General features: G+C 65.3%; 22 protein-coding genes and 1 other RNA gene. 11 read left to right on the forward strand and 12 right to left on the reverse strand.

The features are described 5' to 3' along the window. Window positions 1–29: 29 nt before the first annotated feature. From RX330_RS31820 to RX330_RS31845, 6 genes are all read right to left on the reverse strand, one after another. Window positions 30–950: a metallophosphoesterase gene (locus tag RX330_RS31820; RefSeq protein WP_317241119.1), complete on the reverse strand. Its 921-nt coding sequence runs from the start codon at window positions 948–950 to the stop codon at window positions 30–32. Between the two features lie 103 nt (window positions 951–1,053). Continuing rightward, on the reverse strand, window positions 1,054–1,923 hold the full coding sequence (locus tag RX330_RS31825) for a DUF6869 domain-containing protein (RefSeq protein WP_317241120.1): 870 nt from the start codon (window positions 1,921–1,923) through the stop codon (window positions 1,054–1,056). A gap of 98 nt (window positions 1,924–2,021) precedes the next feature. Then, complete coding sequence (gene ruvB / locus RX330_RS31830; RefSeq protein ID WP_317244010.1) at window positions 2,022–3,059, reverse strand: Holliday junction branch migration DNA helicase RuvB; 1,038 nt, start codon at window positions 3,057–3,059, stop codon at window positions 2,022–2,024. A gap of 20 nt (window positions 3,060–3,079) precedes the next feature. Further along, window positions 3,080–3,697, reverse strand: a complete 618-nt coding sequence (ruvA, locus tag RX330_RS31835; protein WP_194404391.1) for a Holliday junction branch migration protein RuvA — start codon at window positions 3,695–3,697, stop codon at window positions 3,080–3,082. Beyond that, entirely contained in the window at window positions 3,694–4,221 is a 528-nt protein-coding gene (gene ruvC / locus RX330_RS31840) for a crossover junction endodeoxyribonuclease RuvC (RefSeq protein ID WP_212088033.1), read from the reverse strand. Before ruvC ends, ruvA begins: the two co-directional genes overlap by 4 nt. 127 nt (window positions 4,222–4,348) lie before the next feature. Next, entirely contained in the window at window positions 4,349–5,095 is a 747-nt protein-coding gene (locus RX330_RS31845; RefSeq protein WP_014492334.1) for a YebC/PmpR family DNA-binding transcriptional regulator, read from the reverse strand. A gap of 223 nt (window positions 5,096–5,318) precedes the next feature. Here RX330_RS31845 and RX330_RS31850 point away from each other — a divergent pair, with 223 nt between their 5' ends. Together RX330_RS31850 and RX330_RS31855 are read left to right on the forward strand one after the other, a co-directional pair. Further along, window positions 5,319–7,067 (forward strand): methyl-accepting chemotaxis protein, encoded by a 1,749-nt coding sequence (locus RX330_RS31850; RefSeq protein ID WP_317241123.1) that lies wholly within the window; start codon window positions 5,319–5,321, stop codon window positions 7,065–7,067. 108 nt (window positions 7,068–7,175) lie between these two features. Continuing rightward, on the forward strand, window positions 7,176–8,600 hold the full coding sequence (locus RX330_RS31855; protein WP_317241124.1) for a methyl-accepting chemotaxis protein: 1,425 nt from the start codon (window positions 7,176–7,178) through the stop codon (window positions 8,598–8,600). Between the two features lie 288 nt (window positions 8,601–8,888). On the opposite strand, the gene RX330_RS31860 is transcribed toward RX330_RS31855, so the two are convergent. Next, window positions 8,889–9,986 carry a cyclase family protein gene (locus RX330_RS31860; protein WP_317241125.1) on the reverse strand — a complete coding sequence of 366 codons (1,098 nt, stop codon included), beginning with the start codon at window positions 9,984–9,986 and terminating at the stop codon, window positions 8,889–8,891. A gap of 120 nt (window positions 9,987–10,106) precedes the next feature. Between RX330_RS31860 and RX330_RS31865 the strand changes: the two genes are divergently transcribed. Next, complete coding sequence (locus RX330_RS31865; RefSeq protein ID WP_317241126.1) at window positions 10,107–11,174, forward strand: CobW family GTP-binding protein; 1,068 nt, start codon at window positions 10,107–10,109, stop codon at window positions 11,172–11,174. Window positions 11,175–11,191: 17 nt separating this feature from the next. Here the strand turns inward: RX330_RS31865 and RX330_RS31870 are convergent, their stop codons facing one another. From RX330_RS31870 to RX330_RS31890, 5 genes are all read right to left on the reverse strand, one after another. Continuing rightward, the gene (locus tag RX330_RS31870) at window positions 11,192–12,016 is read right to left on the reverse strand and encodes a TIGR00282 family metallophosphoesterase (RefSeq protein ID WP_317241127.1); all 825 of its coding nucleotides are present in this window, start codon (window positions 12,014–12,016) and stop codon (window positions 11,192–11,194) included. Beyond that, complete coding sequence (locus RX330_RS31875; protein ID WP_317241128.1) at window positions 11,994–12,590, reverse strand: 5-formyltetrahydrofolate cyclo-ligase; 597 nt, start codon at window positions 12,588–12,590, stop codon at window positions 11,994–11,996. The genes RX330_RS31870 and RX330_RS31875 overlap by 23 nt, the downstream gene beginning before the upstream one ends. Window positions 12,591–12,815: 225 nt before the next feature. Further along, a non-coding RNA gene (gene ssrS / locus RX330_RS31880) (6S RNA) lies at window positions 12,816–12,976 on the reverse strand. Window positions 12,977–13,192: 216 nt separating this feature from the next. Then, window positions 13,193–13,576 carry a cell division protein ZapA gene (locus RX330_RS31885; protein WP_317241129.1) on the reverse strand — a complete coding sequence of 128 codons (384 nt, stop codon included), beginning with the start codon at window positions 13,574–13,576 and terminating at the stop codon, window positions 13,193–13,195. Further along, window positions 13,573–13,893, reverse strand: coding sequence for a DUF4164 domain-containing protein (locus tag RX330_RS31890; RefSeq protein ID WP_020608063.1), 321 nt, complete (start codon window positions 13,891–13,893; stop codon window positions 13,573–13,575). The genes RX330_RS31885 and RX330_RS31890 overlap by 4 nt, the downstream gene beginning before the upstream one ends. A gap of 373 nt (window positions 13,894–14,266) precedes the next feature. Between RX330_RS31890 and tkt the strand changes: the two genes are divergently transcribed. The 8 genes from tkt to RX330_RS31930 all read left to right on the forward strand — a co-directional run bounded on the left by tkt (window position 14,267) and on the right by RX330_RS31930 (window position 23,785). Continuing rightward, a complete protein-coding gene (tkt, locus tag RX330_RS31895) occupies window positions 14,267–16,252 on the forward strand; it encodes a transketolase (RefSeq protein ID WP_317241130.1) in 1,986 nt (661 codons plus the stop codon). A gap of 148 nt (window positions 16,253–16,400) precedes the next feature. Then, the gene (gap, locus tag RX330_RS31900) at window positions 16,401–17,408 is read left to right on the forward strand and encodes a type I glyceraldehyde-3-phosphate dehydrogenase (protein WP_212088019.1); all 1,008 of its coding nucleotides are present in this window, start codon (window positions 16,401–16,403) and stop codon (window positions 17,406–17,408) included. A gap of 134 nt (window positions 17,409–17,542) precedes the next feature. Then, the gene (locus RX330_RS31905; protein ID WP_317241131.1) at window positions 17,543–18,739 is read left to right on the forward strand and encodes a phosphoglycerate kinase; all 1,197 of its coding nucleotides are present in this window, start codon (window positions 17,543–17,545) and stop codon (window positions 18,737–18,739) included. 57 nt (window positions 18,740–18,796) lie between these two features. Next, window positions 18,797–19,864: a class II fructose-bisphosphate aldolase gene (gene fba / locus RX330_RS31910; protein WP_211415912.1), complete on the forward strand. Its 1,068-nt coding sequence runs from the start codon at window positions 18,797–18,799 to the stop codon at window positions 19,862–19,864. Between the two features lie 226 nt (window positions 19,865–20,090). Then, window positions 20,091–21,116, forward strand: a complete 1,026-nt coding sequence (locus tag RX330_RS31915; RefSeq protein WP_317241132.1) for a class I fructose-bisphosphate aldolase — start codon at window positions 20,091–20,093, stop codon at window positions 21,114–21,116. Window positions 21,117–21,119: 3 nt separating this feature from the next. Further along, a complete protein-coding gene (locus RX330_RS31920) occupies window positions 21,120–21,803 on the forward strand; it encodes a thiamine phosphate synthase (protein ID WP_317241133.1) in 684 nt (227 codons plus the stop codon). A gap of 8 nt (window positions 21,804–21,811) precedes the next feature. Continuing rightward, window positions 21,812–22,879, forward strand: a complete 1,068-nt coding sequence (locus RX330_RS31925; protein ID WP_317241134.1) for a tetratricopeptide repeat protein — start codon at window positions 21,812–21,814, stop codon at window positions 22,877–22,879. 114 nt (window positions 22,880–22,993) lie between these two features. Continuing rightward, the gene (locus RX330_RS31930) at window positions 22,994–23,785 is read left to right on the forward strand and encodes an inositol monophosphatase family protein (protein WP_317241136.1); all 792 of its coding nucleotides are present in this window, start codon (window positions 22,994–22,996) and stop codon (window positions 23,783–23,785) included. Window positions 23,786–23,829: the final 44 nt, after the last annotated feature.

Consider the following 23,829-nt stretch of genomic DNA (forward strand, 5'->3'; position numbering starts at 1 on the left):
GCGCAAAAACGGCCGGCCGCGCAAGCGGGTCAGGACACAACCGACGTGGCGCGTCCCAGCGTCACCTCGACGATCTCGGGCGGCACACCGACGCGGACCGGCATGATGCTGCAACCGAGGCCGCCGGAGACGATGAGATCGCATTTCAGGCGGAAATGCCCGTAGGCGAGCCGCAGGCCATTCTTGGGCGAGACAGCCGGCGACCAGCCGAGCAGGCGGACCTGGCCGCCATGGGTATGACCGGACAGTTGCAGCGCGACGCGCGCGGGCACCAGCGGCGCGATGTTGGGCTCATGCGCGAGCAGGATGACCGGCGCATCGTCGGTGACCTTGGCGAGCGTGGCGTTGAGATCGTCGGCGCCGAAGCGCGCCATGCTGCGGAACCGCCGCGCCGGCAGGAAGGCGAGTTGATCGCCTAGGCCGGCGAGCCAGAACGGGCGGCCGTCCTTGGAAAGGCGCACGACATCGTTCTCGTAGACGGGGATGCCGGCCGCCTCCAGCGCCCGATGCGCGATGGTCGGCCCGTGCCCCGCGCGCTGCACCGGCTTGTCGTCCCAGTAATCGTGATTGCCCATGACGGCATGGACGCCCAGCGGCGCCTTGAGGCCGGCGAGCACCCGCGCCCATTCGCGCGACGGAATGAACCGCGTGACGTGATGGAGGCCGGCGACATAGTCGCCGAGCAACACGATGAGATCGGCGTTCAGCGCGTTGGTGCGCTCGACGATGCCTTCGATCCGCCCCAGCGACATCCAGGGATCGCAGGCATGGATGTCGGCGATGGCGGCGATCTTCAGCGGAAAATCCGCCGGCCACTGCCGCGGCTTCGGATGATAGCGGGTGACGCGAAGCCGCAGCACCGGCTCGATGCCGACGCCATAGGCGGCGGTCGAGACGCCGAGAGCGGACAGCCCGCCGATGGAACGGATGAAATGACGGCGCGTGATCATGGAAGCTCGCTTCTGATGCAGCCTCGATGCGATCCGATTGGAGCGGAATTGGGGTGCGCTGGTGCAGGCCGTCAGCATCCTCGTGCAGAGACCTGCACGAACATTACCAGCGGCTTTCGCCGATCAACGCATCCAGCCGCGCCTTCAACGCCTCGGGCGCGCGGTAGTACCAGATACCGCCGAGCAGATCGCGAAAGCGTTCGTTGACACGCGCCTCGCGCTCGATGCGGTCGATCGTGGCGGCGTTGATCACGTCTTCGAGGGGACCTGCGGCCAGCAGCGACAGCAGCACGGGGTTGGCCTCGATCTTCAGGATCTCCAGGACCAGGTCGATCAATCCGTCGGGATCCTCCTCGCGCAGGTCGCGCTCGAAATCCATGATAGCAAACAGATTGTCGTCCCGGTCGCGATCGGATTTGGAATATTGCTCGACCCAGGCGCCGGCGAGTTCGGCAATCGACATGCTGGCGCAATCGAGCGGATGGCGCGGCGTGCGCTGGGCCAAATGGTCGGCCTGCCAGGCCTCGCTATCGGCATGCTCTGCAAGGCGCAACATCAGGGGATCGTCGGGCGCGATCGGCACGCCGCCGAGGAGCCAACGCAACCGGTCATTGTGCCCGGCCTCGTGCTCGATGCGCGCGATCATCGCCTCGCCATGTGCATAGAGCAGCGACAGCAGGAACTTGTCGTTGAGCTGCATCACCGTCGGCTTGTCGGCTTCGGTCTTGAGCACCTCCAGCACGAGATCGAGCGCTGCCTGCGGCCGGCGGTGCGGCAGATGGTCGAAATACAGTTTCAGGGCCCAGACGCTGCCGGCCTGATCGCGCCGGCTGACGCGCTGAAGCGCGCACCACATGGACGCCAGCTCACTGACCGGCATCGGATCGAGGAACGCCTCGGTGTCATCGGGCGTGCGCAGCTGTGGCGCGGCCACGATGACCTCGAGCAAAGCGGTATCGTCCGTCGTCCGCATTCTTCCCACTCCAATCCGTGTGCGTCAGCGGCAATTCAGATCGCCGCGTGTTCGGATTAGTGATGGGATTGACCCGGCGGGTTCACCGGTTGCGGCAGTCAGTCGTCCTCGGCCGGGTCCGTGCCGAACAGGCCGAACTGCGCCGCCGCATCGCGCGAGGGCTCGGCAATGCCGAGATGGCGGAAGGCGTGCGAGGTGAGCAGGCGGCCGCGCGGGGTGCGCTGGAGGTAGCCGCACTGGATCAAATAGGGCTCGATGATGTCCTCGATCGCATCGCGCGGCTCGGACAGTGCTGCGGCCATGGTCTCGACGCCGACCGGGCCGCCGCCATAGTTCATCGCGATGGTCGTGAGATAGCGCCGGTCCATGGCGTCGAGCCCTGCGGCGTCGACCTCGAGCGCGCTCAGCGCGTGGTCGGCGATCTTGCGGTCGATCTTGTCGGCATCGGCCGCCGAGGCGAAATCGCGCACGCGGCGGAGCAGGCGGCCGGCAATGCGCGGCGTGCCGCGGGCACGGCGCGCGATCTCGTTGGCGCCATCGGCGCTCATGCCGACATTGAGCACGCGCGCGCCGCGACTGACGATGCTCTCCAATTCCTCGATCGTGTAGAAATTCAGCCGCACCGGAATGCCGAAGCGATCGCGCAAGGGATTGGTGAGCAGGCCAGCGCGCGTGGTGGCGCCGACGAGGGTGAATTTCGACAGCTCGATCTTCACCGAGCGCGCGGCCGGACCTTCGCCGATGATGAGGTCGAGCTGAAAATCCTCCATCGCGGGATAGAGCACCTCTTCGACCGCCGGGCTGAGGCGATGGATCTCGTCGATGAAGAGCACGTCGCGCTCTTCGAGATTGGTCAGCAGCGCAGCAAGATCGCCGGCCTTGGCGATGACAGGCCCTGACGTGGCGCGGAAACCGACGCCGAGCTCCTTGGCCACGATCTGCGCCAGCGTGGTCTTGCCGAGGCCGGGGGGACCGACGAACAGCACGTGATCCAGCGCCTCGCCGCGCTTGCGCGCCGCCTCGATGAAGATCGAGAGGTTCTTGCGCGCCTGCTGCTGGCCGACGAAATCGGACAGCGATTGCGGACGCAGCGCGGTATCGCCGACATCGTCGCTGCGGCGTTCGGGCGAGACCATGCGGTTGGCCTTGGGATCGCTCACTTCGCGAGCTCCTTCAGGCCGAGACGAATGAGCTGTGCCGTTTCGGCATTCTCACCGGCACTACGCGACGCAGACGCAATCGCCGCAGCCGCCTGCGGCTGGCCATAGCCGAGATTGACCAATGCAGAGATCGCATCCGCCACGGGGCGCGGCGCGCGCTGGTCATCGACGGCGCCGGCGAGATGCACCACGGCCGGATCGACATTGGCGAAGGCCGGCGCCTTGTCCTTCAACTCGGTGACGATGCGCTCGGCGACCTTGGGGCCGACGCCGGGCGTCCGCGCCACCGCCGCCTTGTCACGCAACGCAATGGCATTGGCGAGATCGGACGGCGCCAGCGTGCCGAGCACCGCGAGCGCGACCTTGGCGCCGACGCCCTGCACGGTCTGAAGCAGGCGAAACCATTCGCGCTCCTGATCGGTGCGAAAGCCGAACAGCTTGATCTGGTCCTCGCGGACATAGGTCTCGATCGACAGCACGGCGGCTTCGCCCGGCGAGGGCAGATGCTGCAAGGTGCGCGAGGAGCAATGCACCTGATAGCCGACGCCGCCGACGTCGAGGATGACGAAATCCTCGCCGTAGGAATCGATCAGGCCCTTGAGCTTGCCGATCATATCCCCACCACCTTCAGCCTGAGCGCGGTGCTCTGGCGGTGATGGGCGTGGGTGATGGCGATGGCGAGTGCGTCGGCGGCATCCGCGGACGGCGGCTCGGCCTTGGGCAGCAGGATCTTCAGCATCATCGCGATCTGTTGCTTGTCGGCGTGACCGGCGCCGACCACGGTTTTCTTGACCTGGTTCGGCGCGTATTCGGCGACCGGGATGCCGAACATCGCGGGCGCCAGCATGGCGACGCCGCGGGCCTGGCCGAGCTTCAGCGTCGCAACGCCATCCTTATTGACGAAAGTCTGCTCGACCGCGGCTTCCATCGGCTGATGATTCGCGAGCACGGCCGCGAGCCCTTCATGGATCGCGAGCAGCCGGCTCGCCAGCGGCAGATCGTCCGGCGGCTCCACCGAACCGCAGGCGATGTAGATCAGGCGGTTGCCCTCGGTCTCGATCACGCCCCAGCCGGTGCGGCGCAGGCCGGGGTCAATGCCGATGATGCGAACGGGGCCACGAATCGGGAGCGCAGTCATGGGCCAGTGATAGCGGCTGGCCGTCGCGGGGGAAACAGAAACAGAACGGAAGTAACAGGGGAGTGGGGGGTCCCGGCTCTGCGCGGCCGCGTTCACGCTGCAGCGCGTCCGGGACACGAGAGCGGCATCAGCCGCCCATCTTCGCCATCAGCGCGTCCGACACCTCGAAATTGGCGTAGACCTGCTGGACGTCGTCGTGCTCGTTGAGCAAATCCATCAGCTTGAGCAGCTTCTCGCCGGTCTCGTCGTCGACCGCGACCGTGTTCTGCGGCTTCCAGATCAAAGCGGCCTTGCGCGGCTCGCCGAACTTGGCTTCCAGCGCCTTGGCGACGTCGCGGTAGCCTTCGGTCGAGGCGTAGATCTCGTGGCCGCCCTCGCCGGAGACCACGTCGTCGGCGCCGGCCTCGATTGCGGCATCCAGCACGGCGTCATCGGAGGCGACGCTGCGGTCGTATTCGATGATGCCGGTACGGTCGAACATGAAGGAGACCGAGCCGGTTTCGCCGAGATTGCCGCCCGATTTGGTGAAGAAGGAGCGGATGTCGGAGGCGGCGCGGTTGCGGTTGTCGGTCAGCGCCTCGACGATGACGGCGACACCACCGGGGCCATAGCCTTCGTAGCGGATCTCGTCATAGTTCTCGCCCTCATTGCCGAGCGCCTTCTTGACGGCGCGCTCGATATTGTCCTTCGGCATGTTCTCTTGGCGCGCCGCGATGATGGCGGCTCGCAGGCGGGGGTTCATGTTGGGGTCGGGCGTGCCCAGCTTGGCGGCGACCGTGATTTCCCGCGCCAGCTTGCCGAACAGCTTCGACTTCTGCGCATCCTGCCGCCCCTTGCGGTGCATGATGTTCTTGAATTGGGAATGTCCGGCCATGCGTGGTCTCTTGAATGGTCTTTGGAGGTGTTCGCCGATGGGGTGGGAAGCGCGGCCTTATAGGCCGCCGGCCCACCGGAATCAAAGGGCTCTGGTGCCCTAAGGTAGCACTGTAGAGGTAGCCGCCGTAATGGTTCGTGCCTAGAGGTCGGGCATCGTTAACCCTGATTTCATTCCGGACTGCGAAAATAGCGTCCACCCGTTCCACGACAAGAGAGACGTGATGGCGTTCGGACTATTTCGGAAGCGTCTGCCGGAGGCGGCTGCGCCTGCACCAGCCCCGCAGGCTGCGCAGCCGGCGGCCCATTCCGATCTCGTGGCCGCGGCCCAAACTGATTCGGCCCGGGAAATCCTCGAACTGCTGGAACTCGAGCTCGGCGCCATGATCCGCCAGCTCGAGCGCGCCGCCAATTCGGTGGCCGGCGGCGCCGAGGCGACCGCGACGACGCTTGCCGCCATTCGCGACCGCACCGACGCCCTGACCGGCCGCACCAATGCCGCGCAATCGAACGCCTCCACCTTCGCCCATGCCGCCGACAAATTCACCCAGTCCGCCCTCGGCATCGGGGCCCAGGTCCGCGAAGCCGGCAAGCTTGCCGACGAGGCCAGTGCCGCGGCGCAGGAAGCCCGTGCCAATGTCGACCGCTTGCGCGAATCCTCTGCCGCCATCGGCAACGTCGTCAATCTGATCGCCCAGATCGCGCGGCAGACGACGCTGCTCGCGCTGAACTCGACCATCGAGGCCGCGCGTGCGGGTGCCGCCGGCAAGGGCTTTGCGGTCGTCGCGACCGAGGTCAAGGCCCTCGCGGTGCAGACGCAAGGCGCCACGGAAGAGATCACGAAGAAGATCGACGCGCTCCAGCGCGACGCCGCCGGCTCCGCAGATGCCGTGCACCGCATTTCGCAGGCGATCGAGGCGATCCGCCCCGTGTTCGAAACCGTCAACGGCGCGGTCGCCGAGCAGAACGCCACCACCAGCGAAGTCTCCGGCAATGCCGCCAGCGCCTCGGAGTTCATCGTCGCGGTCGGCGAGAGCGCGGCCGAAATCGACGCCGCGACCAAGGCGGCCGAGAGCCACGGCGAAAACGTCGCCAGCGCCGGCAAGGCCGTCACGACTTTTGCTCAAAAGCTGAAATCGCGCTGCGCCGTGCTGCTCCGCCAGAGCGAGCACGACGATCGCCGCAAGACGGAACGGCTGCCCTGCCACCTCAAGTTCGAGAGCGCGCGCGGCGTGATGCCGGTCTATGAAATCTCGATGGACGGCGTGTTGATCGGCGGCGCGGATGCAGGTCGGCTCACACCGCAAGCGATGATCGAAGGCACGCTCGAAAACGTCGGCGCCTGCCGTCTGCGCGTGATCGAGCAATCCAAGGCCGGTGCCCGCGCGCAATTCGCCAGCCCCGATGCCGAGCTCCGCGAAAGGATCGAGGACAGGCTCTGGTCGATCCACGAGGAGAACACCGAGTTCGTCACCCGCGCCATGGAGGCGGGCAATGCGCTGACGAAGATATTCGAACAGGCGGTTGCGCGCGGCGAGGTCAAGATCGACGACCTCTTCGATACCGACTATGTCGAAATCGCCGGAACCGACCCCCAGCAATACCGTACGAAATATCTCGACTGGGCCGACCGCGCCCTGCCGCCGTTCCAGGAAGCATTCCTGGCGAAGGACCCGCGCATGGCGTTCTGCGCCATGGTCGATCGCAACGGCTTCCTGCCGGTGCACAACAAGATCTATTCGCATCCGCAGCGGCCGGGCGACGTCGCCTGGAACACGGCCAACAGCCGCAACCGGCGGATATTCAACGATCCGGCGGGGTTGGCCGCCGCACGCAACCTGCGATCGTATCTGGTCCAGAGCTATGCGCGCGACATGGGCAACGGGAATACCGTCATGATGCGGGAGATCGACGTCGCGATCCGCGTGCAGGGCCGTCACTGGGGTGGATTCAGGACGGCCTACAAACTGTAGTGCACGCTCAGGCAAGACGCCGGGCGCGAATCATCCCTTAAGATCGAGATTGGAATGGGAATGCCGCCGCGAGCCGGCTTACGGCTCTGACTGGAGGACTCATCGAACATGTCCGTCGCACAACTTGCCGTCATGGACACCGGCTCCAACCGCACGCTGGCCGAACGGCTGATTGATCAGCTCGCCGACCGCATCGGCGGCCTCGGCGTGGAACTCGCCGACATTGCCGGCAACGTTCAGGAAGTCGCAAACCGCGTCGCGAACCAGTCGGAACGGTTCCACCACCTCCAGAAGACGGCCGAGACGATGGTCTCGGCCAACCACGACATCGCCAATGCATCGCAGGCGGTGCAAACGACCACGACCGCCGCGGTCGGCGAGATCGCGCAGTCGCGCGGCGCCGTCGACACCGCAGTCAGCCACATCTCCGAGCTGGTCGCAGCGGTGGAGCGCATCGAAACGCGCCTCAGCGCCGTCGGCTCGGCGCTGGCGCAGGTCGCGAAAGTCTCCGGCTCGATCGAGGCGATCGCGAAGCAGACCAATCTGCTCGCGCTGAATGCGACGATCGAAGCCGCGCGCGCCGGCAACGCCGGCCGCGGCTTCGCAGTGGTCGCAAGCGAGGTGAAGAACCTCGCGGAGGCCACCCGCCAGGCCACGCATCAGATCTCCGACACCGTGCGCGATCTCGACGGCCAGATCGAAGGCCTGATCGGCGAAAGCAGCGACGCATCGCAGCGCGCGAAGACCGCAGGTGAAGGCGCGCAAGCGATCTCCGGCATCATCTCGCGGGTCCAGCAGGGCTTTGCCTCCGTGGAGGCGGAGATCGGCAGCGTCACGCGCGCGGCGACCTCCAATCTCGGACATTGCGACACCGTCATCAGCGAGCTGAACGAGCTCGCCAAGGGCGTCGACCTCTCCTCTCGCGATCTCAGAAGCGCCGATCAGCGGGTGACGAAGCTGCTCGACACCTCGGAAGGCCTGATCGCGTTGATCGCGGACAGCGGCGTCGAGACATCGGACGCACCGCTGATCCGAATCGTCGTCGAGACCGCGAAGCGGATCTCGGCCGAATTCGAGGCCGCGATCGACCGCGGCGACATCACGCTCGACCGGCTCATGGACGAGACCTATCGCGAGATCCCCGGTACCGATCCGAAGCAGTACCTCACCAACTACGTCGACTTCACCGACCGCGTGCTGCCCGCGATCCAGGACCCGATCCAGAAATCCGATCCCCGCATCGTGTTCTGCGTCGCCTGGGCCAGGGGCGGCTATCTGCCGACCCACAATCCCAACTACCGCCTGCCGCAGGGCAAGGACCCGGTCTGGAATAACGCCAACTGCCGCAACCGCCGCCTGTTCACCGATCGCGCGGTGCAGAAGGTCGCAGGCAACACCAAGCCGTTCCTGCTGCAGACCTACCGCCGCGACATGGGCGGCGGACAGTTCGTGCTGATGAAGGACCTGTCCTCGCCGATCATGGTTCGCGGCAAGCACTGGGGCGCCTTCCGGATGGGTTTCCGGCAGAGCTGACGGCCGCGGGAAGGCGTCCTTGAAACCATAAAATCTCGAAAACAACCCCATGCACAGTAGCCGGGGCGTGCGGAATCAATGGCTTGCGACGGCAGGTCATGGGCGTATTTTGACACGTCGGGCAAAACAGGAGCGTGATGCTCCTGTTCTGAAAGACCATCGTCGCGTTGCCGTCGTCTCCGCCGGGATAGAGCTGCTCCGCGCTGCAGCCCGGGCTTTTCCAAGCATTGGTTCGGCACATCGTGCATCGGTGCAGGCATCTCGTCCGCCCGCACCGATGCGCTTTTCTCATGTGATCGCGATGGGGCAGCCGTTGCTTCCGGTAGCGCCCTTGATCGGGGCCGGGGTGAAACTATAGACGAACTGGTACTTCTTGTCGGCGATCAGCTCGTCGAAGATCAGGTTCTCGTGGTTGTGGATGCCGTTCTTGGTTTGCAGTTCGGCGTGAACCACGAAGGCGAGCGTCTTGTCGGGATTGGGCACCACCTCGACTGCCCAGGTGTCGGCCCCCGTCAGCGCGAGATCCTTCTCGACGATCCATTTCGCAGCGTCGAGGCCGATGCCCGGCTCTCCGCTGTTGAAGCGATCGTTGTTCTTCATCCAGAGCGAGCCCCAACCGGTGTGGAACATGATCGCGTCGCCGGGCTTGATGTCGCTCTCGGGGATATTCTGCTTCGCCAGCGCCGCCTTGATATCGGCTGAGGTGATCTCCTGCCCCGCATCCATCATGCCGCCCTTGAGCGCGACCATGTCGATCAGATGCGCGCGGGTGAAAATCGGCTTGAGCTTCTCGATGCCGAGCTTCTTCAGGCCGTAGGCGTCGCTGATCTCGGCCGCTGTGAAGCCGTTGTAGAATCGCATCTCGCTCTTGTCGCCCTCCTTGCCCATCTGGATGCCGATGTGACCAAGACCGTCGAACTGCGTGCCGGTCTGGCCGATCTCGGTCGCAAGAAACTCGTCGTGATACACGAGCTTGTTGTCGCCGAACGGTCCGCCAGTCGGGCTGCCGGGAATACGCAGTGCGAACACGCGCGCGCCGAACAGCGGCATCGCGGCCTCATAGACGCGACCGATCTTGTAGATCTTGCCGTCCTTGATCCATTTCGCCGCGTCGAGGACCTTCGCCGGGGTGATGTGGTTGGATGCGCCAGCCTCGTCATCCTTGCCCCATTTCGAGGGCCACCATGGCTTGTCGACGTTCTTGGGCATGGAGGCTGCAGTCTGTGCCTGGGCTTGGCTGATCGGCGCGAGCGAGAACTTGCCGTGCATCGAGCCGGCGAGCGCCGCGCCGGCGACGCCAGCGATGCCCGCAGTGCGGAGCAAGGTCCGGCGGTCGGTCGTGGCGCCGCTGGCATCTTGATCTACGTCGTTGATCTCATTAGACATTGCACCCTCCCAGGTTGTGGCCCAGATAAGCCTGGACTCTAAAATGATTTCTGCCACCCTCCCCCTCCGCTAGGTTGTTGTCCAGCGACAAAAATAAGACCGTTGGTGCGAGTGATTCCAATGAGCCTATTTGAAGGCGACAAATCCGCGCAGCGACTTCCTGTTTCGCTGATCACCGGCTTTCTCGGCAGCGGCAAGACGACGTTGCTCAATCGCCTGCTGCGCCACGACGGTATGAAGGACAGCGCCGTTATCATCAACGAGTATGGCGAGGTCAGTCTCGATCATCTTCTGGTCGAGCGCGTCGATGGCGAGGTCGCCGTGCTCGCAAGTGGCTGCATCTGCTGCACCATCCGCAGCGATCTCGAGGAGACGCTGCGAAGCCTTCTTGTGAAGCGCGACCGCGGCGAGATTCCGCCATTCCGGCGTATCCTGGTCGAGACCACCGGTCTTGCCGACCCCGCGCCGATCGTGCAGCTCCTGCTCAACAATCCCCTCGTCTCCCACTTCCTGCGGCTCGACACGGTCGTGACCACGGTCGATGCCATCAACGCGCCGCATCAGCTCGATCGGCAATATGAGGCGGTGAAGCAGGTGGCGCTGGCCGACCGGCTGCTGATCACCAAGAGCGATCTGGTCGAGAACATCGCGACGCTGGAGCTACGCCTGCGGCGGCTCAATCCCGGGGCCAGAATCGAAAGCGTCAGTCATGGCGAGATCGATCCCGCACGGCTATTCGGTGCCGGCCTGATCGATCCCGAGTTGAAGAGGATAGACGTAGAGCGGTGGCTCAACGAGCGGGCCTTCGCGGAACCCCATACGCATGCCGGTCAATCGCATCGCGATCATCACGCGCACCATGACCACGGCCATCATGATCACGATGCGTCGATTGCCAGCTTCATGCTAGCGTTCGACGAGCCGCTCGACTGGATGGCGGTGACGCACTGGCTTTCCTATCTGCGCAACGCGCGCGGAGAGGACCTGCTGCGAGTAAAGGGAATTCTCAATCTCCGTGGGGAGCCGACGCCGATCGTGATCCACGGCGTGCACCACGTCTTCCATCCGCCGGTCGCGCTTGGTGACTGGCCCGACAGCGATCGCCGCTCGCGCATCGTTTTCATCACGCGCGGGATCGCGCGTGATGAAGTGCTCGAGCTCTGGCAGGCCGTCCGCGCGGCGGCCTGAGACAGCCGAACTTGCCGTCAGCTCAACCAGAATTTCGGCGTTGCCGGCTCCAGCCTTCCCCCGACGCGCACCGGCGCAATCCTGAGCGCAAGCCCCGTCGCGTCGTCCGTCTCGACCGCCACGCCGCTGAGCGTTGCAGCGCCCGCGGCCGGCTCGAACCGGCCTGACGGAATTCCCGATGTGAACCGCCGCAGCGGTTCTTCCTTCTGCATGCCGATGATGGAATCGTAGTCGCCGGTCATGCCGGCATCGGTCATGTAGGCGGTGCCGCCTGAGAGGATCTGGTGATCGGCGGTGGGCACATGGGTGTGGGTGCCGACGACGAGGCTGGCGCGGCCGTCGCAGAAGAAGCCGATGCCCTGCTTCTCGCTCGACGCCTCGCAATGGAAATCGACGACGATGGCGTCGGCGGCAACGCCGAGCGGGCAGGCCCCTAACTCGCGCTCCAGCGCGGCGAAGGGATCGTCGAACGGAGTCATGAAGACGCGGCCGAGCGCGTTGACGACGAGCGCATGCTTGCCGTTCTTGGTCTCGACCAGAGCGGCACCGCGGCCGGGCGTGCCGCGCGGATAGTTCGCCGGACGCACCAGCCGCTCGGCGCGTTCGATGAACACCAGGGCTTCGCGCTGATCCCAGGAGTGATTGCCGAGCGTCACCGCATCGGCGCCGGCATCGAGAAACTCCTGATAGATCGCTTCCGTGATGCCGAAGCCTCCGGCCGAATTCTCGCCGTTGACGACGACGAAATCGAGCGACCAGTCCTTGACCAAGCCGGGCAGATATTCGGCAATGGCATTGCGGCCGCTGCGGCCGACGACATCACCCACGAAGAGAATGCGCAACTTCAGAACTCCGGAAATCGAACACGTCCGATTCCGTTAGCACATAATCCAGCGCCACGTCGTGGGCCAATGCCGGAACCGCCTTGATCTCCTGCGCTGCAAAAGCGAGCCCGATGCCGACGATGTTCTTGGTCTTGCGCAGATGCGCGAAGGTGAAATCGTAATGCCCCGCACCATAGCCGATGCGGTGGCCGAGACGGTCGAACGCCGCGAGCGGCGTCAGCATGACGTCCGGAATGACTTCAGCCGCCGCCGGCGACGGCTCAGGGATGCCGAGCGGGCCCAGCATCAGACGATCGTTCGGATGGAAGATGCGGAAGATCAGCGACTGCCCGCGCGCGGAGACGCAAGGCAGCGCCAGCCTGGCCCCCTGCTCCGCGAGCCTCGTGAGCAGCGGCATCGGATCGATCTCGCTGCGGATCGGCGAATAGCCGGAGACGATGCTGCCGAGCAGCAGGTCGAACGGCAGCCCGCGCTTGGCGAGCTTTGCGGCGGCGGCGGCGCGCTTCTTCTCGCTCAGCGCGTCACGCGCCGCGAGAGCTTTGGCGCGGAGTTCGGCTTTGGAAGCAGGCATGTGCGTTTTCCCCCGAAGACAGAGCCTTGCTCCGCCGTCATCGTCCGCCTTGTGCGCCTTTGCGCACTGGGGCGGACGATCAGTATTCCAGAGACGCCAGTGCTAGACCTCGACGCCGCGGCGTACCGGATGCCCCGCTTTCGCGGGGCATGACACCGAGATTGATTGAACCGCAGGCGTGTCGGGGACGCAATTCGACAGGCACGAACCAGAAGGAAGAAACAGTGCGAAGCCGCGTACGCCGTTGAAGCACTCGATCCCGGAGTTCCCTACGAAAGTAGGTGGGCACCATATGTCCGGGCCCACGGGCCCGGCCAGGGACAGTTCCCTAAAGGATCGATAAGGCCCCGGGGATATATGGCTCCTGACGCGCGTCGCAGCCTCGCGGAGCCAATGTAACAACGATACTGACGAATCGCCAGTGGCGTGAAGTGGGGCTGTGGCCATCCTTCGAGACGCCCGCTTTGCGGGCTCCTCAGGATGAGGACTGAGCGCTTGGCAGCAATTCTATAGGCAAAGCTGTCGGTCAGCCTCATCCTGAGGAGACCGCGGAGCGGTCGTCTCGAAGGACGAGGCGCTTGCGCAGGCCGCGCGGCAGCCCCCTAGCCGATCGCGATGCCGTTGCCGACGGTGCGGTTCAGGACCTGGGTCGACTTCTCGATGCGTTCGGCGGCGGCGTTCAGGGCGTTCACTACCGCGGTCTGCGTCATCCTGGCGCGCTCGACGGCGGCATTGCGGAAATCGCGAAGCTCGGTCAACTCCTGCTCCAGGGCGCGGACACGGTTGCCGACGTCGACAAGCTCGTCGCAGACGGTCAGCGCCGCCATCACGGTGAGGCGCGCATCGCCGATCTCGCCGAATTTTCCGCGCAGCGACTGAATCCGTGTCTCCAGGCTTTCGGCGAGCTTGAGCAGCCGCACCTCCTGGCCCTCCTCGCAGGCCATGCGGTATTGCCGGCCGTTGATGGTGACGTTGATGTGGCTCATCCGTCCTCTCCGGTATCGAGCACCGAGCGTATCGTGACGATCGCGGAATCCAGCCGGTCGGAGATCTCGCGATTGGTGCGCTCGAGCTTGCGCGCCTTCACCAGCGCGCCGTCGAGCTCGTCGGCGAGGCGCGAGCGGTCGGCGCCGAGGGCCTGGATCCGCGCCGCGAGCTCGTTCTCGTCGCGATCGGCATCGCGCCGCCGCTCCACCGCGCTTTCGAGCGCGTCGAGCGCTGCCATCAGCCTGCGGGTCGCGATCTCGATCTCGACCGCGGAGGACTCCGTCATGGCGGAACTGTTGGACACGCGATCGTTCATTGCAGTCAGCGGTGGAACCTGGCGGCCTTTGCCCAGTGGCCTTTTTCCTGGGGCTTGCCGCCCGGCAAAAGACTCGGTTCGGCAAGCGGTTAGAAGCAGAAATTTACGTGGCAAGCTAGGGAAGCGCAACGTCGCCGCGAAACTATGCACCGATAGATCGGATGGAGCTCGTCCCAATTCGACCGTTGCTCCCACGCGCGAGCCCGGTGGAAAAGCGATCTCCACAGAGGCAACTTTTGCGGCCAAATCCGCGTTTGACTGCCTTGGACTCCCGGAACCGAGGTGCTATCCCAGCCCCGACCTTCAGTGGCCGCCAGGCTCCTCCCGCGCGGGCGTGCATCGCCAAGCGCCTCATTTCAGACGGATTTCAGACATGACGCAGGTCGATCACTCCCGTATGGCCAACGCGATCCGCGGCCTTTCGATGGACGCTGTCGAGAAGGCGAAATCGGGCCATCCCGGCCTGCCGATGGGCGCCGCCGACATCGCCACGGTGCTGTTCACGCAGTTCCTGAAATTCGACGCCGCCGCGCCCGCCTGGCCGGACCGCGACCGCTTCGTGCTCTCGGCCGGTCACGGCTCGATGCTGCTCTATTCGCTGCTGTATCTGACCGGCAATGCCGAGATGACGCTGGACCAGATCAAGCAATTCCGCCAGGTAGACTCGCTCACCCCTGGCCATCCCGAGAATTTCCGTACCAAGGGCATCGAGACCACGACCGGTCCGCTCGGCCAGGGCATCTCGACCGCGGTCGGCATGGCGCTCGCCGAGAAGATGCTCGCCGCCGAGTTCGGCAAGAAGATCGTCGATCACCACACCTATGTGCTCGCCTCCGACGGCGACCTGATGGAGGGCGTGTCGCAGGAAGCGATCGCGATGGCCGGGCACTGGAAGCTCAACAAGCTGATCGTGCTCTACGACGACAACGGCATCTCGATCGACGGCCCGACCTCGATCTCCGATTCCGTCGACCAGGTGAAGCGCTTCAAGTCGGCGGGCTGGGCCGCCGAGAAGATCGACGGCCACGACCAGGCGGCGATCGCCGACGCGATCACGCGCGCCAAGAAGTCCAACAAGCCGACGCTGATCGCCTGCCGCACCACCATCGGCTTCGGCGCGCCCACCAAGGCCGGCACCTCGAAGGTGCATGGCGAGGCGCTGGGGGCCGACGAGCTCAAGGCCGCCAAGGAGAAGCTCGGTCTCTCGCTCGAGCCGTTCGCGGTCGCCGAGGACGTGCTGAAGGCGTGGCGCGCAGCCGGTAGCCGCGGCGCAGCCGCACGACAGGAATGGGAAACACGACTTGGCGAGCTCGGCAGCCGCAAGCGCGCCGAATTCGAACGCCGCCTGCGCCATGAGCGTCCGGCCTCGCTGGCAAAGGCGCTGCGCGCGTACAAGAAGGAATTGCTGGAAAAGCCGATGACCGCGGCGACCCGCAAATCCTCGGAAGCCGTGATCGAAGTCATTGCCGGCGCGATGCCGATGGAATTCCTGGCAGGCTCCGCCGATCTGACCGGCTCCAACAACAACAAGGCGAAATCGGCGACCGCGTTCTCGGCCAAGACGCCGAAGGGGCGTTTCATCCATTACGGCATTCGCGAGCACGGCATGGCCGCCGCGATGAACGGCATCTTCCTGCACGGCGGCTACGCGCCGAACGGCGCGACCTTCCTGGTGTTCACCGACTACGCACGTCCAGCGATGCGGCTTGCCGCGCTGATGGGCTCCGGCGTCGTCTATGTGATGACGCATGATTCCATCGGCCTCGGCGAAGACGGTCCGACCCATCAGCCGGTCGAGCATCTCGCCGCGCTTCGCGCCATTCCGAACATGCGCGTGTTCCGCCCGTGCGATGCGATGGAGGTCGCCGAATGCTGGGAGCTCGCGCTCAATCGCGTGGACGGACCGACCGTGCTGGCACTGACGCGCCAGAACCTGCCGCAGCTCCGCACCACCGCACCGAACGACAATCCGTGCGCGGCCGGCGCCTATGAGCTGGTCGCAGCCCAGGGCGAAGCCAAGGCGACGCTGTTCGCGTCCGGCTCCGAGGTCGAGATCGCGGTCGCCGCCCAGAAGCAGCTTGCGGAACGCGGCATCGCCTCGCGCGTTGTCTCCGTTCCCTCGCTCGAGCTGTTGTTAGCGCAACCAGAGGCCAAGCGCGCAGCCATCATCGGCAACGCGCCGGTCAGGATTGCAATCGAGGCCGCCGTGCGCTGGGGTTGGGACGCCGTGATCGGCCAGGATGGCGAATTCATCGGCATGCATTCCTTCGGCGAAAGCGGTCCTGCCAAGGAGCTATACAAGCATTTCGGCATTACCGCCGAGGCCGCGGTTAACGCCGTGCTGAAACGCGTTTCCTGAGAGTTGAGCTTGCCCCAAAAAAGGACTACGTAGTCTCTCATATGATCAAGCACCGCCCGGCCGAACCGGGCGCCCGCCCCTAAAAAACCCTCGCAGGCGCGCATAGCGCGTTGTGCGGGATGACAACGGTCATTGAAGGAGACGAAACATGGCAGTCCGCGTTGGAATTAACGGTTTTGGCCGCATTGGCCGCAACATCCTGCGGGCTATTGCCGAGTCGGGCCGCAAGGACATCGAGGTCGTCGGCATCAACGACCTCGGTCCGGTCGAAACCAACGCCCATCTGCTCCGCTTCGACAGCGTCCATGGCCGTTTTCCCGGTACCGTCACCGTCGACGGCGACTCGATCAACCTCGGCGGCGGCAAGATCAAGGTGACCGCCGAGCGCGATCCCTCGAAGCTGCCGTGGAAGGATCTCGGCGTCGACATCGCGATGGAATGCACCGGCATCTTCACCTCGAAGGACAAGGCTTCCGCGCACCTGACCGCCGGCGCCAAGCGCGTTCTGGTCTCCGCGCCCGCCGACGGCGCCGATGCCACCATCGTCTACGGCGTCAACCACGACACGCTGACCAGGGATCATCTGGTCATCTCGAACGGTTCCTGCACCACCAACTGCCTCGCGCCAGTCGCCAAGGTGCTGAACGACCTCGTCGGCATCGAGACCGGCTTCATGACCACGATCCACGCCTATACCGGCGACCAGCCGACGCTCGATACAATGCACAAGGATCTCTATCGCGGCCGTGCGGCTGCGATGTCGATGATCCCGACCTCGACCGGTGCGGCGAAGGCGATCGGCCTCGTGCTACCCGAGCTGAAGGGCAAGCTCGACGGCGTCGCGATTCGCGTGCCGACCCCGAACGTCTCGGTGGTCGATCTCAAGATCGTCGCCAAGCGCGCCACCGACGCCAAGGAAATCAACGCGGCGATGAAGCGCGCCAGCGAGCAGCAGCTCAAGGGCATCCTCGGCTACACCAGTGCGCCGAACGTCTCGATCGACTTCAACCACGACCCGCACTCCTCGACCTTCCACGAGGACCAGACCAAGGTGCAGAACGGCACGCTGGTGCGCGTGATGTCATGGTACGACAACGAGTGGGGCTTCTCGAACCGCATGGCGGACACCGCCGCTGCGATCGCGAAGGTGATCTGAGTATCCGGCGTTCCAGTTGCACCGTCATTCCGGGATGGTCCGAAGGACCAGACCCGGAATCTCGAGATTCCGGGTTCGTGCTAGCGCACCGCCCCGGAATGACCTCCTAGAGGCCCGGGACAAGAGAGCCGAGCATGACCAACAAATTCCGCACCCTCGACGACGTCGACGTGAAGGGCAAGCGCGTGCTGCTGCGCGTCGATCTCAACGTCCCCATGGACAATGGCCGCGTCAGCGACACGACCCGGCTCGAGCGCGTCGCGCCGACCATCACCGAAATCGCGGACAAGGGCGGCAAGGTCATCCTGCTCGCGCATTTCGGCCGGCCGAAGGGACGCGATGCCAAGGACTCGCTCAAGCCGGTTGCCGAGGCGCTGTCGAAGGTCGTGAAGAAGCCCGTCGCCTTCGCTGAGGACTGCATCGGCGAGCCCGCGGCCAAGGCGGTCGCCGGCCTGAAGGACGGCGATATCCTCTGTCTCGAAAACACCCGCTTCCACAAGGAAGAGGAAAAGAACGATGCCGCCTTCGTCGCGGAGCTCGCAAAGCTCGGCGACATCTGGGTCAATGATGCGTTCTCGGCGGCGCACCGCGCCCACGCATCGACCGAAGGTCTCGGCCACAAGCTGCCCGCCTATGCCGGCCGCACCATGCAGGCCGAGCTCGACGCGCTGGAGAAGGCGCTGGGCTCGCCGACCAAGCCTGTCATCGCGATCATCGGAGGCGCCAAGGTCTCGACCAAGATCGACCTGCTCGAAAACCTCGTCAGCAAGGTCGATGCGCTGGTGATCGGCGGCGGCATGGCCAACACTTTCCTGCACGCCCAGGGCGTCGGCGTCGGCAAGTCGCTGGCCGAGAAGGATCTCGCCGCCACCGCGCTACGCATCATGGAGAAGGCGGAAGCCGCCAACTGCGCCATCATTCTCCCCGTGGATGCCACCGTCGCCTATCATTTCGCCGCCAACGCGCCCTCGCATGCCTATGGGCTCGACGCGATCCCGGCCGACGGCATGATCCTCGACGTCGGTCCGCAGTCGATCGCCCGCGTCCACGCCGCGATCGACGACGCTGCGACGCTGGTCTGGAACGGACCGCTGGGCGCCTTCGAGATGCAGCCATTCGACCGCGGCACGGTCGCGGCCGCCAAGCACGCTGCCGAGCGCACCAAGGCCAAGAAGCTGATCTCGATCGCGGGCGGCGGCGACACCGTCGCGGCGCTCAACCAGGCCGGCGTCGCCGGCAGTTTCACCTATGTCTCGACCGCCGGTGGCGCGTTCCTTGAATGGATGGAAGGCAAGCCCCTGCCCGGCGTTGAGGTGCTGCGCGTCAAGTAAGCTTCGATCGGCAAACATTGAGCGGCCTTGGAAGGCCCAAACGGGAGAAAAAGACAGATGGCTCGGATCACGTTACGTCAATTGCTCGACCACGCGGCGGAGAACGATTACGGCGTACCGGCCTTCAACATCAACAACATGGAGCAGGCGCTGGCGATCATGGACGCGGCCAACCAGGTCGATGCCCCCGTCATCATCCAGGCCTCGCGCGGCGCGCGCTCCTATGCCAACGACATCATGCTCAAGCACATGATGGACGCGGTCACCGAAATCTACCCGCACATCCCGGTCTGCGTTCATCTCGACCACGGCAATGAAGCGGCGACCTGCATGACCGCGATCCAGGCCGGCTTCACCTCGGTGATGATGGACGGCTCGCTCAAGGCCGACGGCAAGACCCCCGGCGACTGGGCCTACAATGTCGGCGTCACCAAGACCGTGACCGACATGGCCCATCTCGGCGGCATCTCGGTCGAAGGCGAGCTCGGGGTGCTCGGCTCGCTCGAAACCGGCATGGGCGACAAGGAAGACGGCCACGGCGCCGAAGGCAAGCTCAGCCACGACCAGCTCCTGACCAATCCGGACGAGGCCGTGAAGTTCGTCCAGGAGACCAAGGTCGACGCGCTCGCGATCGCGATGGGGACTTCTCACGGCGCCTACAAGTTCACCCGCAAGCCCGATGGCGACATCCTCGCCATGAACGTGATCGAGGAGATCCATCGCAAGCTGCCGAACATGCATCTCGTCATGCACGGCTCCTCCTCCGTACCGCAGGACCTGCAGGAGATCATCAACGCCAATGGCGGCAAGATGAAGCCGACCTGGGGCGTGCCGGTGGCCGAGATCCAGCGCGGCATCAAGAACGGCGTGCGCAAGATTAACATCGACACCGACAACCGCATGGCGATGACCGGCCAGATCCGCAAGGTGCTCAAGGACAGCCCGGAAGAGTTCGATCCGCGCAAGTACCTGAAGCCGGCGATGGAAGCCATGACCAAGCTGTGCAAGCAGCGGCTCCAGGAGTTCAACACCGCGGGGCAAGCCTCCAAGATCAAGCGGGTCCTGACCACCGCCGAGATGGCCAAGCGCTACGCCAAGGGCGAGCTGGATCCGAAGGTGGCGTAAGCGACGTAAGGGCAGGCACCGTCATTCCGGGGCGCGCGCAGCGCGGGCCCGGAATCCACGGTGCCACCGTCGACGCGGATCAATGGATTCCGGGCTCGCGCCAAGGGGCGCGCCCCGGAATGACCGGCCTCCCCCCTTTACCCTGCGACGAACGTTAACTCGGCAATTGCCCGAGAACGGTCTATTTTCACGGGCAAGGGCAGAATCGTTTTGGGAGGACCTCTCGATGAATCTGACTGAGCTCAACAGGGTGGCGACCGCCATGGTCGCATCAGGCAAGGGTATCCTTGCCGCCGACGAATCCTCCGGCACCATCAAGAAGCGCTTTGACGCGATCGGCGTGGACTCGACCGAAGAGAACCGCCGCGACTATCGCGAGATGCTGTTCCGCTCCAAGGATGCCATGAGCCAGTACATCTCCGGCGTAATCCTCTATGATGAGACGATCTGGCAGGATGCCAAGGACGGCACACCGCTGGTCAGGTTGATCGAACAGAGCGGCGCCATTCCCGGCATCAAGGTGGACGAGGGCACGCAAGCTCTGCCGATGTGCCCGGGAGAACTCGTCACAGTCGGGCTCGACAAGCTCGCCGAGCGGCTGAAGAAATATCATGAGCGCGGTGCACGCTTCGCCAAATGGCGCGCCGTGATCGACATCGGCGGCGGGATTCCCTCGATGACCGCGATCAGCGTCAACGCCCACGCGCTGGCGCGCTATGCCGCGCTGTGCCAGGCCGCCCAGATCGTGCCGATCGTCGAGCCCGAGGTGCTGATGGACGGCGACCACGACATCGACCGCTGCTATGACGTCACGCAACGCGTGCTCAACAAGACGTTTCAGGAATTGCGGGTGCAGCGGGTCGCACTCGAAGGCATGGTGCTGAAGCCCAACATGGCGATCTCAGGCAAGAAATGCGCGAAACAGGCCTCCGTCGAGGAAGTCGCGGAGAAGACGATCCGGCTCTTGAAGGCCTGCGTGCCCGCGGCGGTGCCCGGCATCGCCTTCCTGTCCGGCGGACAGTCGGATGAAGAGGCGACCGCGCATCTCAACGCCATGCACAAGCTGGGCCCGCTCCCCTGGGGCCTGACGTTCTCCTACGGCCGCGCGCTGCAGGCCGCGCCGCAGAAGGCCTGGTCCGGCAAAGCCGAGAACGTCGCGGCCGGACAACGCGCCTTCAGCCATCGCGCGCGGATGAACGGACTAGCTTCCAAGGGCGAATGGCAAAGCAGCCTGGAAAAGAAGGCGGCCTAGATCTTGTCGAACAAACCACCTCCGCCGCGCCCGGCGCCGCGTCTCTATCTCGCGACGCCTGTCGTCGATGATCCCGCTTCGCTTCTTGCCGAGCTGCCGGGCCTGCTCGCCGCCGCCGATGTCGCGGCCGTGCTGCTGCGGTTGAAGGAGACCGACCAGCGCACCATGATCTCGCGTATCAAGGCCTTCGCACCGCCGGTGCAGAAGGCGGGCGCCGCGCTGCTGGTCGACGGCCACGCCGAGCTGGTCGCGCGGGGCGGTGCCGACGGCGCGCACCTGCCCGGCATCGCCGCGCTGAAGGAGGCGCTGCCATCGCTGAAGCCCGATCGCATCGCCGGCGTCGGCGGGCTGACGACGCGGCACCATTCCATGGATGCGGGCGAGATGGGGGCGGATTATTTGCTGTTCGGCGAGCCCGATGCGAAAGGCCAGCGTCCCCAGGCGCAAGCGATCGCGGAACGGCTGGACTGGTGGGCCGAGCTGTTCGAGCCGCCCTGCGTCGGCTTTGCGATGTCGCTGGAAGAAGCCCACGACTTCGCCGCCAGCGGCGCCGATTTTGTGCTGGTCGGCGACTTCATCTGGTTCGATCCGCGCGGGCCCAAGACCGCGCTGATCGAGGCGGATGCTGCGATCAAGAAGGCCCATGCGACCGCGAGCCAAGATCCTGCGAGCCGGGAGCACGGCTAGCGCCCGACATGAAGCTCCCGCGCATCACCATCCTGATCACGCTGCTGCTCACGACGCCCGCGGCGGCACAGCTCCAGATCACCCCGCCGGCCACGACGCCGAGCGCGGCGCCTGAGAAGCAGAAGGCCAAGCCGCCCGCGCCTGCCAAGAAGAAGGAGGCGGCGCCGAAGGCGTCACCATCCCCCAAGCCGTCGCCGTCGCCCAAGCCCGCGACCGTCATCCCTGCGCCTCCGGCCGACAATCCCAATGTCGATCTGGTGTACGGCGCCTATCAGCGCGGCCAGTACAAGACGGCGTTCGAGCTGGCCACTGCCCGCGCGCAAGCCGGCGATCCCAAGGCGATGACCATGCTCGGCGAGCTCTATTCCAACGCCATGGGGATCCGGCGCGACTACGCCAAGGCCGCCGAATGGTACAAGCGCGCTGCGGACGCCGGCGACCGCGAGGCGATGTTCGCGCTCGCCATGCTGCGCATTTCGGGCCGCGGCGGCACGGTCGACAAGGGCGAAGCGGTGAAGCTGATGGCGTCCGCCGCCAAGCTCGGCGAACCCAAGGCGGCCTACAACCTCGCTTTGCTCTATCTCGACGGCCAGACCCTGCCGCAGGACGTCAAGCGCTCCGCCGAGCTACTGCGCCAGGCCGCCGATGCCGGCCTGCCCGAGGCGCAATACGCGCTCGCGACCTTCTACAAGGAAGGCACCGGCGTCGCGAAGGACGCCGAACGCGCCGTGCGGCTGCTTCAAGCCGCCTCGCTCGCCGACAATGTCGACGCCGAGGTCGAATATGCCATCGCCATGTTCAACGGCACGGGCACGCCGAAGAACCAGCCGGCCGCCGTGGCCCTGCTCCGCAAGGCATCCCGCCAGGGCAGTGCGGTCGCGCAGAACCGGCTGGCGTGGGTGCTGATCAACGGCGTGGGCGCATCCGTGGACAAGGTCGAGGGCTTCAAATGGCACCTGGTGGCCAAGACCGCCGGCAAGGGCGACCCGGAGCTCGACAAGCAATTGTCCGACTTGCCGGCCGAAGACCGGGCCAAGGCGGAGGCCGCCGCCAAAAAATGGCTCGGAACCAAATGACTTGACCCCGAAATGACTTGACCCAATGACTTGACGCAAGCGCCCTCGCAGGGCACCCCATTGCTCAAACAGGCGCGATTTCCCGCCCTTTCCCCCGATCAAATCCGAAGGCTCATGCTGTATTCCGCCACTATCAATGTCATGGTCAAGGCCGCGCGCCGCGCCGGCCGCAGCCTCAAGCGCGATCTCGGCGAGATCGAGCATCTCCAGGTCTCGCTGAAAGGGCCGGCAAATTTCGTGTCGCTCGCCGACAAGCGCGCCGAGGAGATCGTCTATCAGGATCTCGCCAAGGCCCGTCCCGGCTACGGCTTCATCGGCGAGGAAGGCGGCACCCGCGAGGGCTCCGACAAGAGCCACACCTGGATCGTCGACCCGCTCGACGGCACCACCAACTTCCTGCACGGCATTCCGCAATTCGCGATCTCGATCGGCCTCGTGCGCGAGGGCACGATCATTGCGGGCGTGATCTACAACCCCGCCAATGACGAGCTCTACATCGCCGAGCGCGGCAAGGGCGCCTTCCTCAACGACCAGCGTCTGCGGGTGGCCGGGCGCCGCCAGCTCAACGAATGCGTGGTCGCCTGCGGCCTGCCCCATATCGGCCGCGGCGACCACGAGGAATTCCGCCGCGAGATGACCGCGATCCAGGACCGCGTCGCAGGCCTGCGCCGCTTCGGCGCCGCCTCGCTCGACCTCGCCTTCGTCGCCGCCGGCCGCCTCGACGGCTATTGGGAGCGCAACCTGCAATCCTGGGACATCGCCGCCGGCATGCTGATGGTGCGCGAGGCAGGTGGAACGGTGAGCGACATCGCGACGCCCGGCGATCCGCTGGTCACGGGCCACGTGGTATGCGGCAACGAGTTCGTCCACGGGGAATTGGTGAAGATCTTGAGGAAGCCCGCGTAAGGCGGCGCTCCGTCATCGGGGCCGCGCCTTTTGGCGCTGGCCTG

Origin of the sequence: Bradyrhizobium sp. NDS-1 (assembly GCF_032918005.1) — a bacterium.
GTDB lineage: Bacteria > Pseudomonadota > Alphaproteobacteria > Rhizobiales > Xanthobacteraceae > Bradyrhizobium > Bradyrhizobium tunisiense.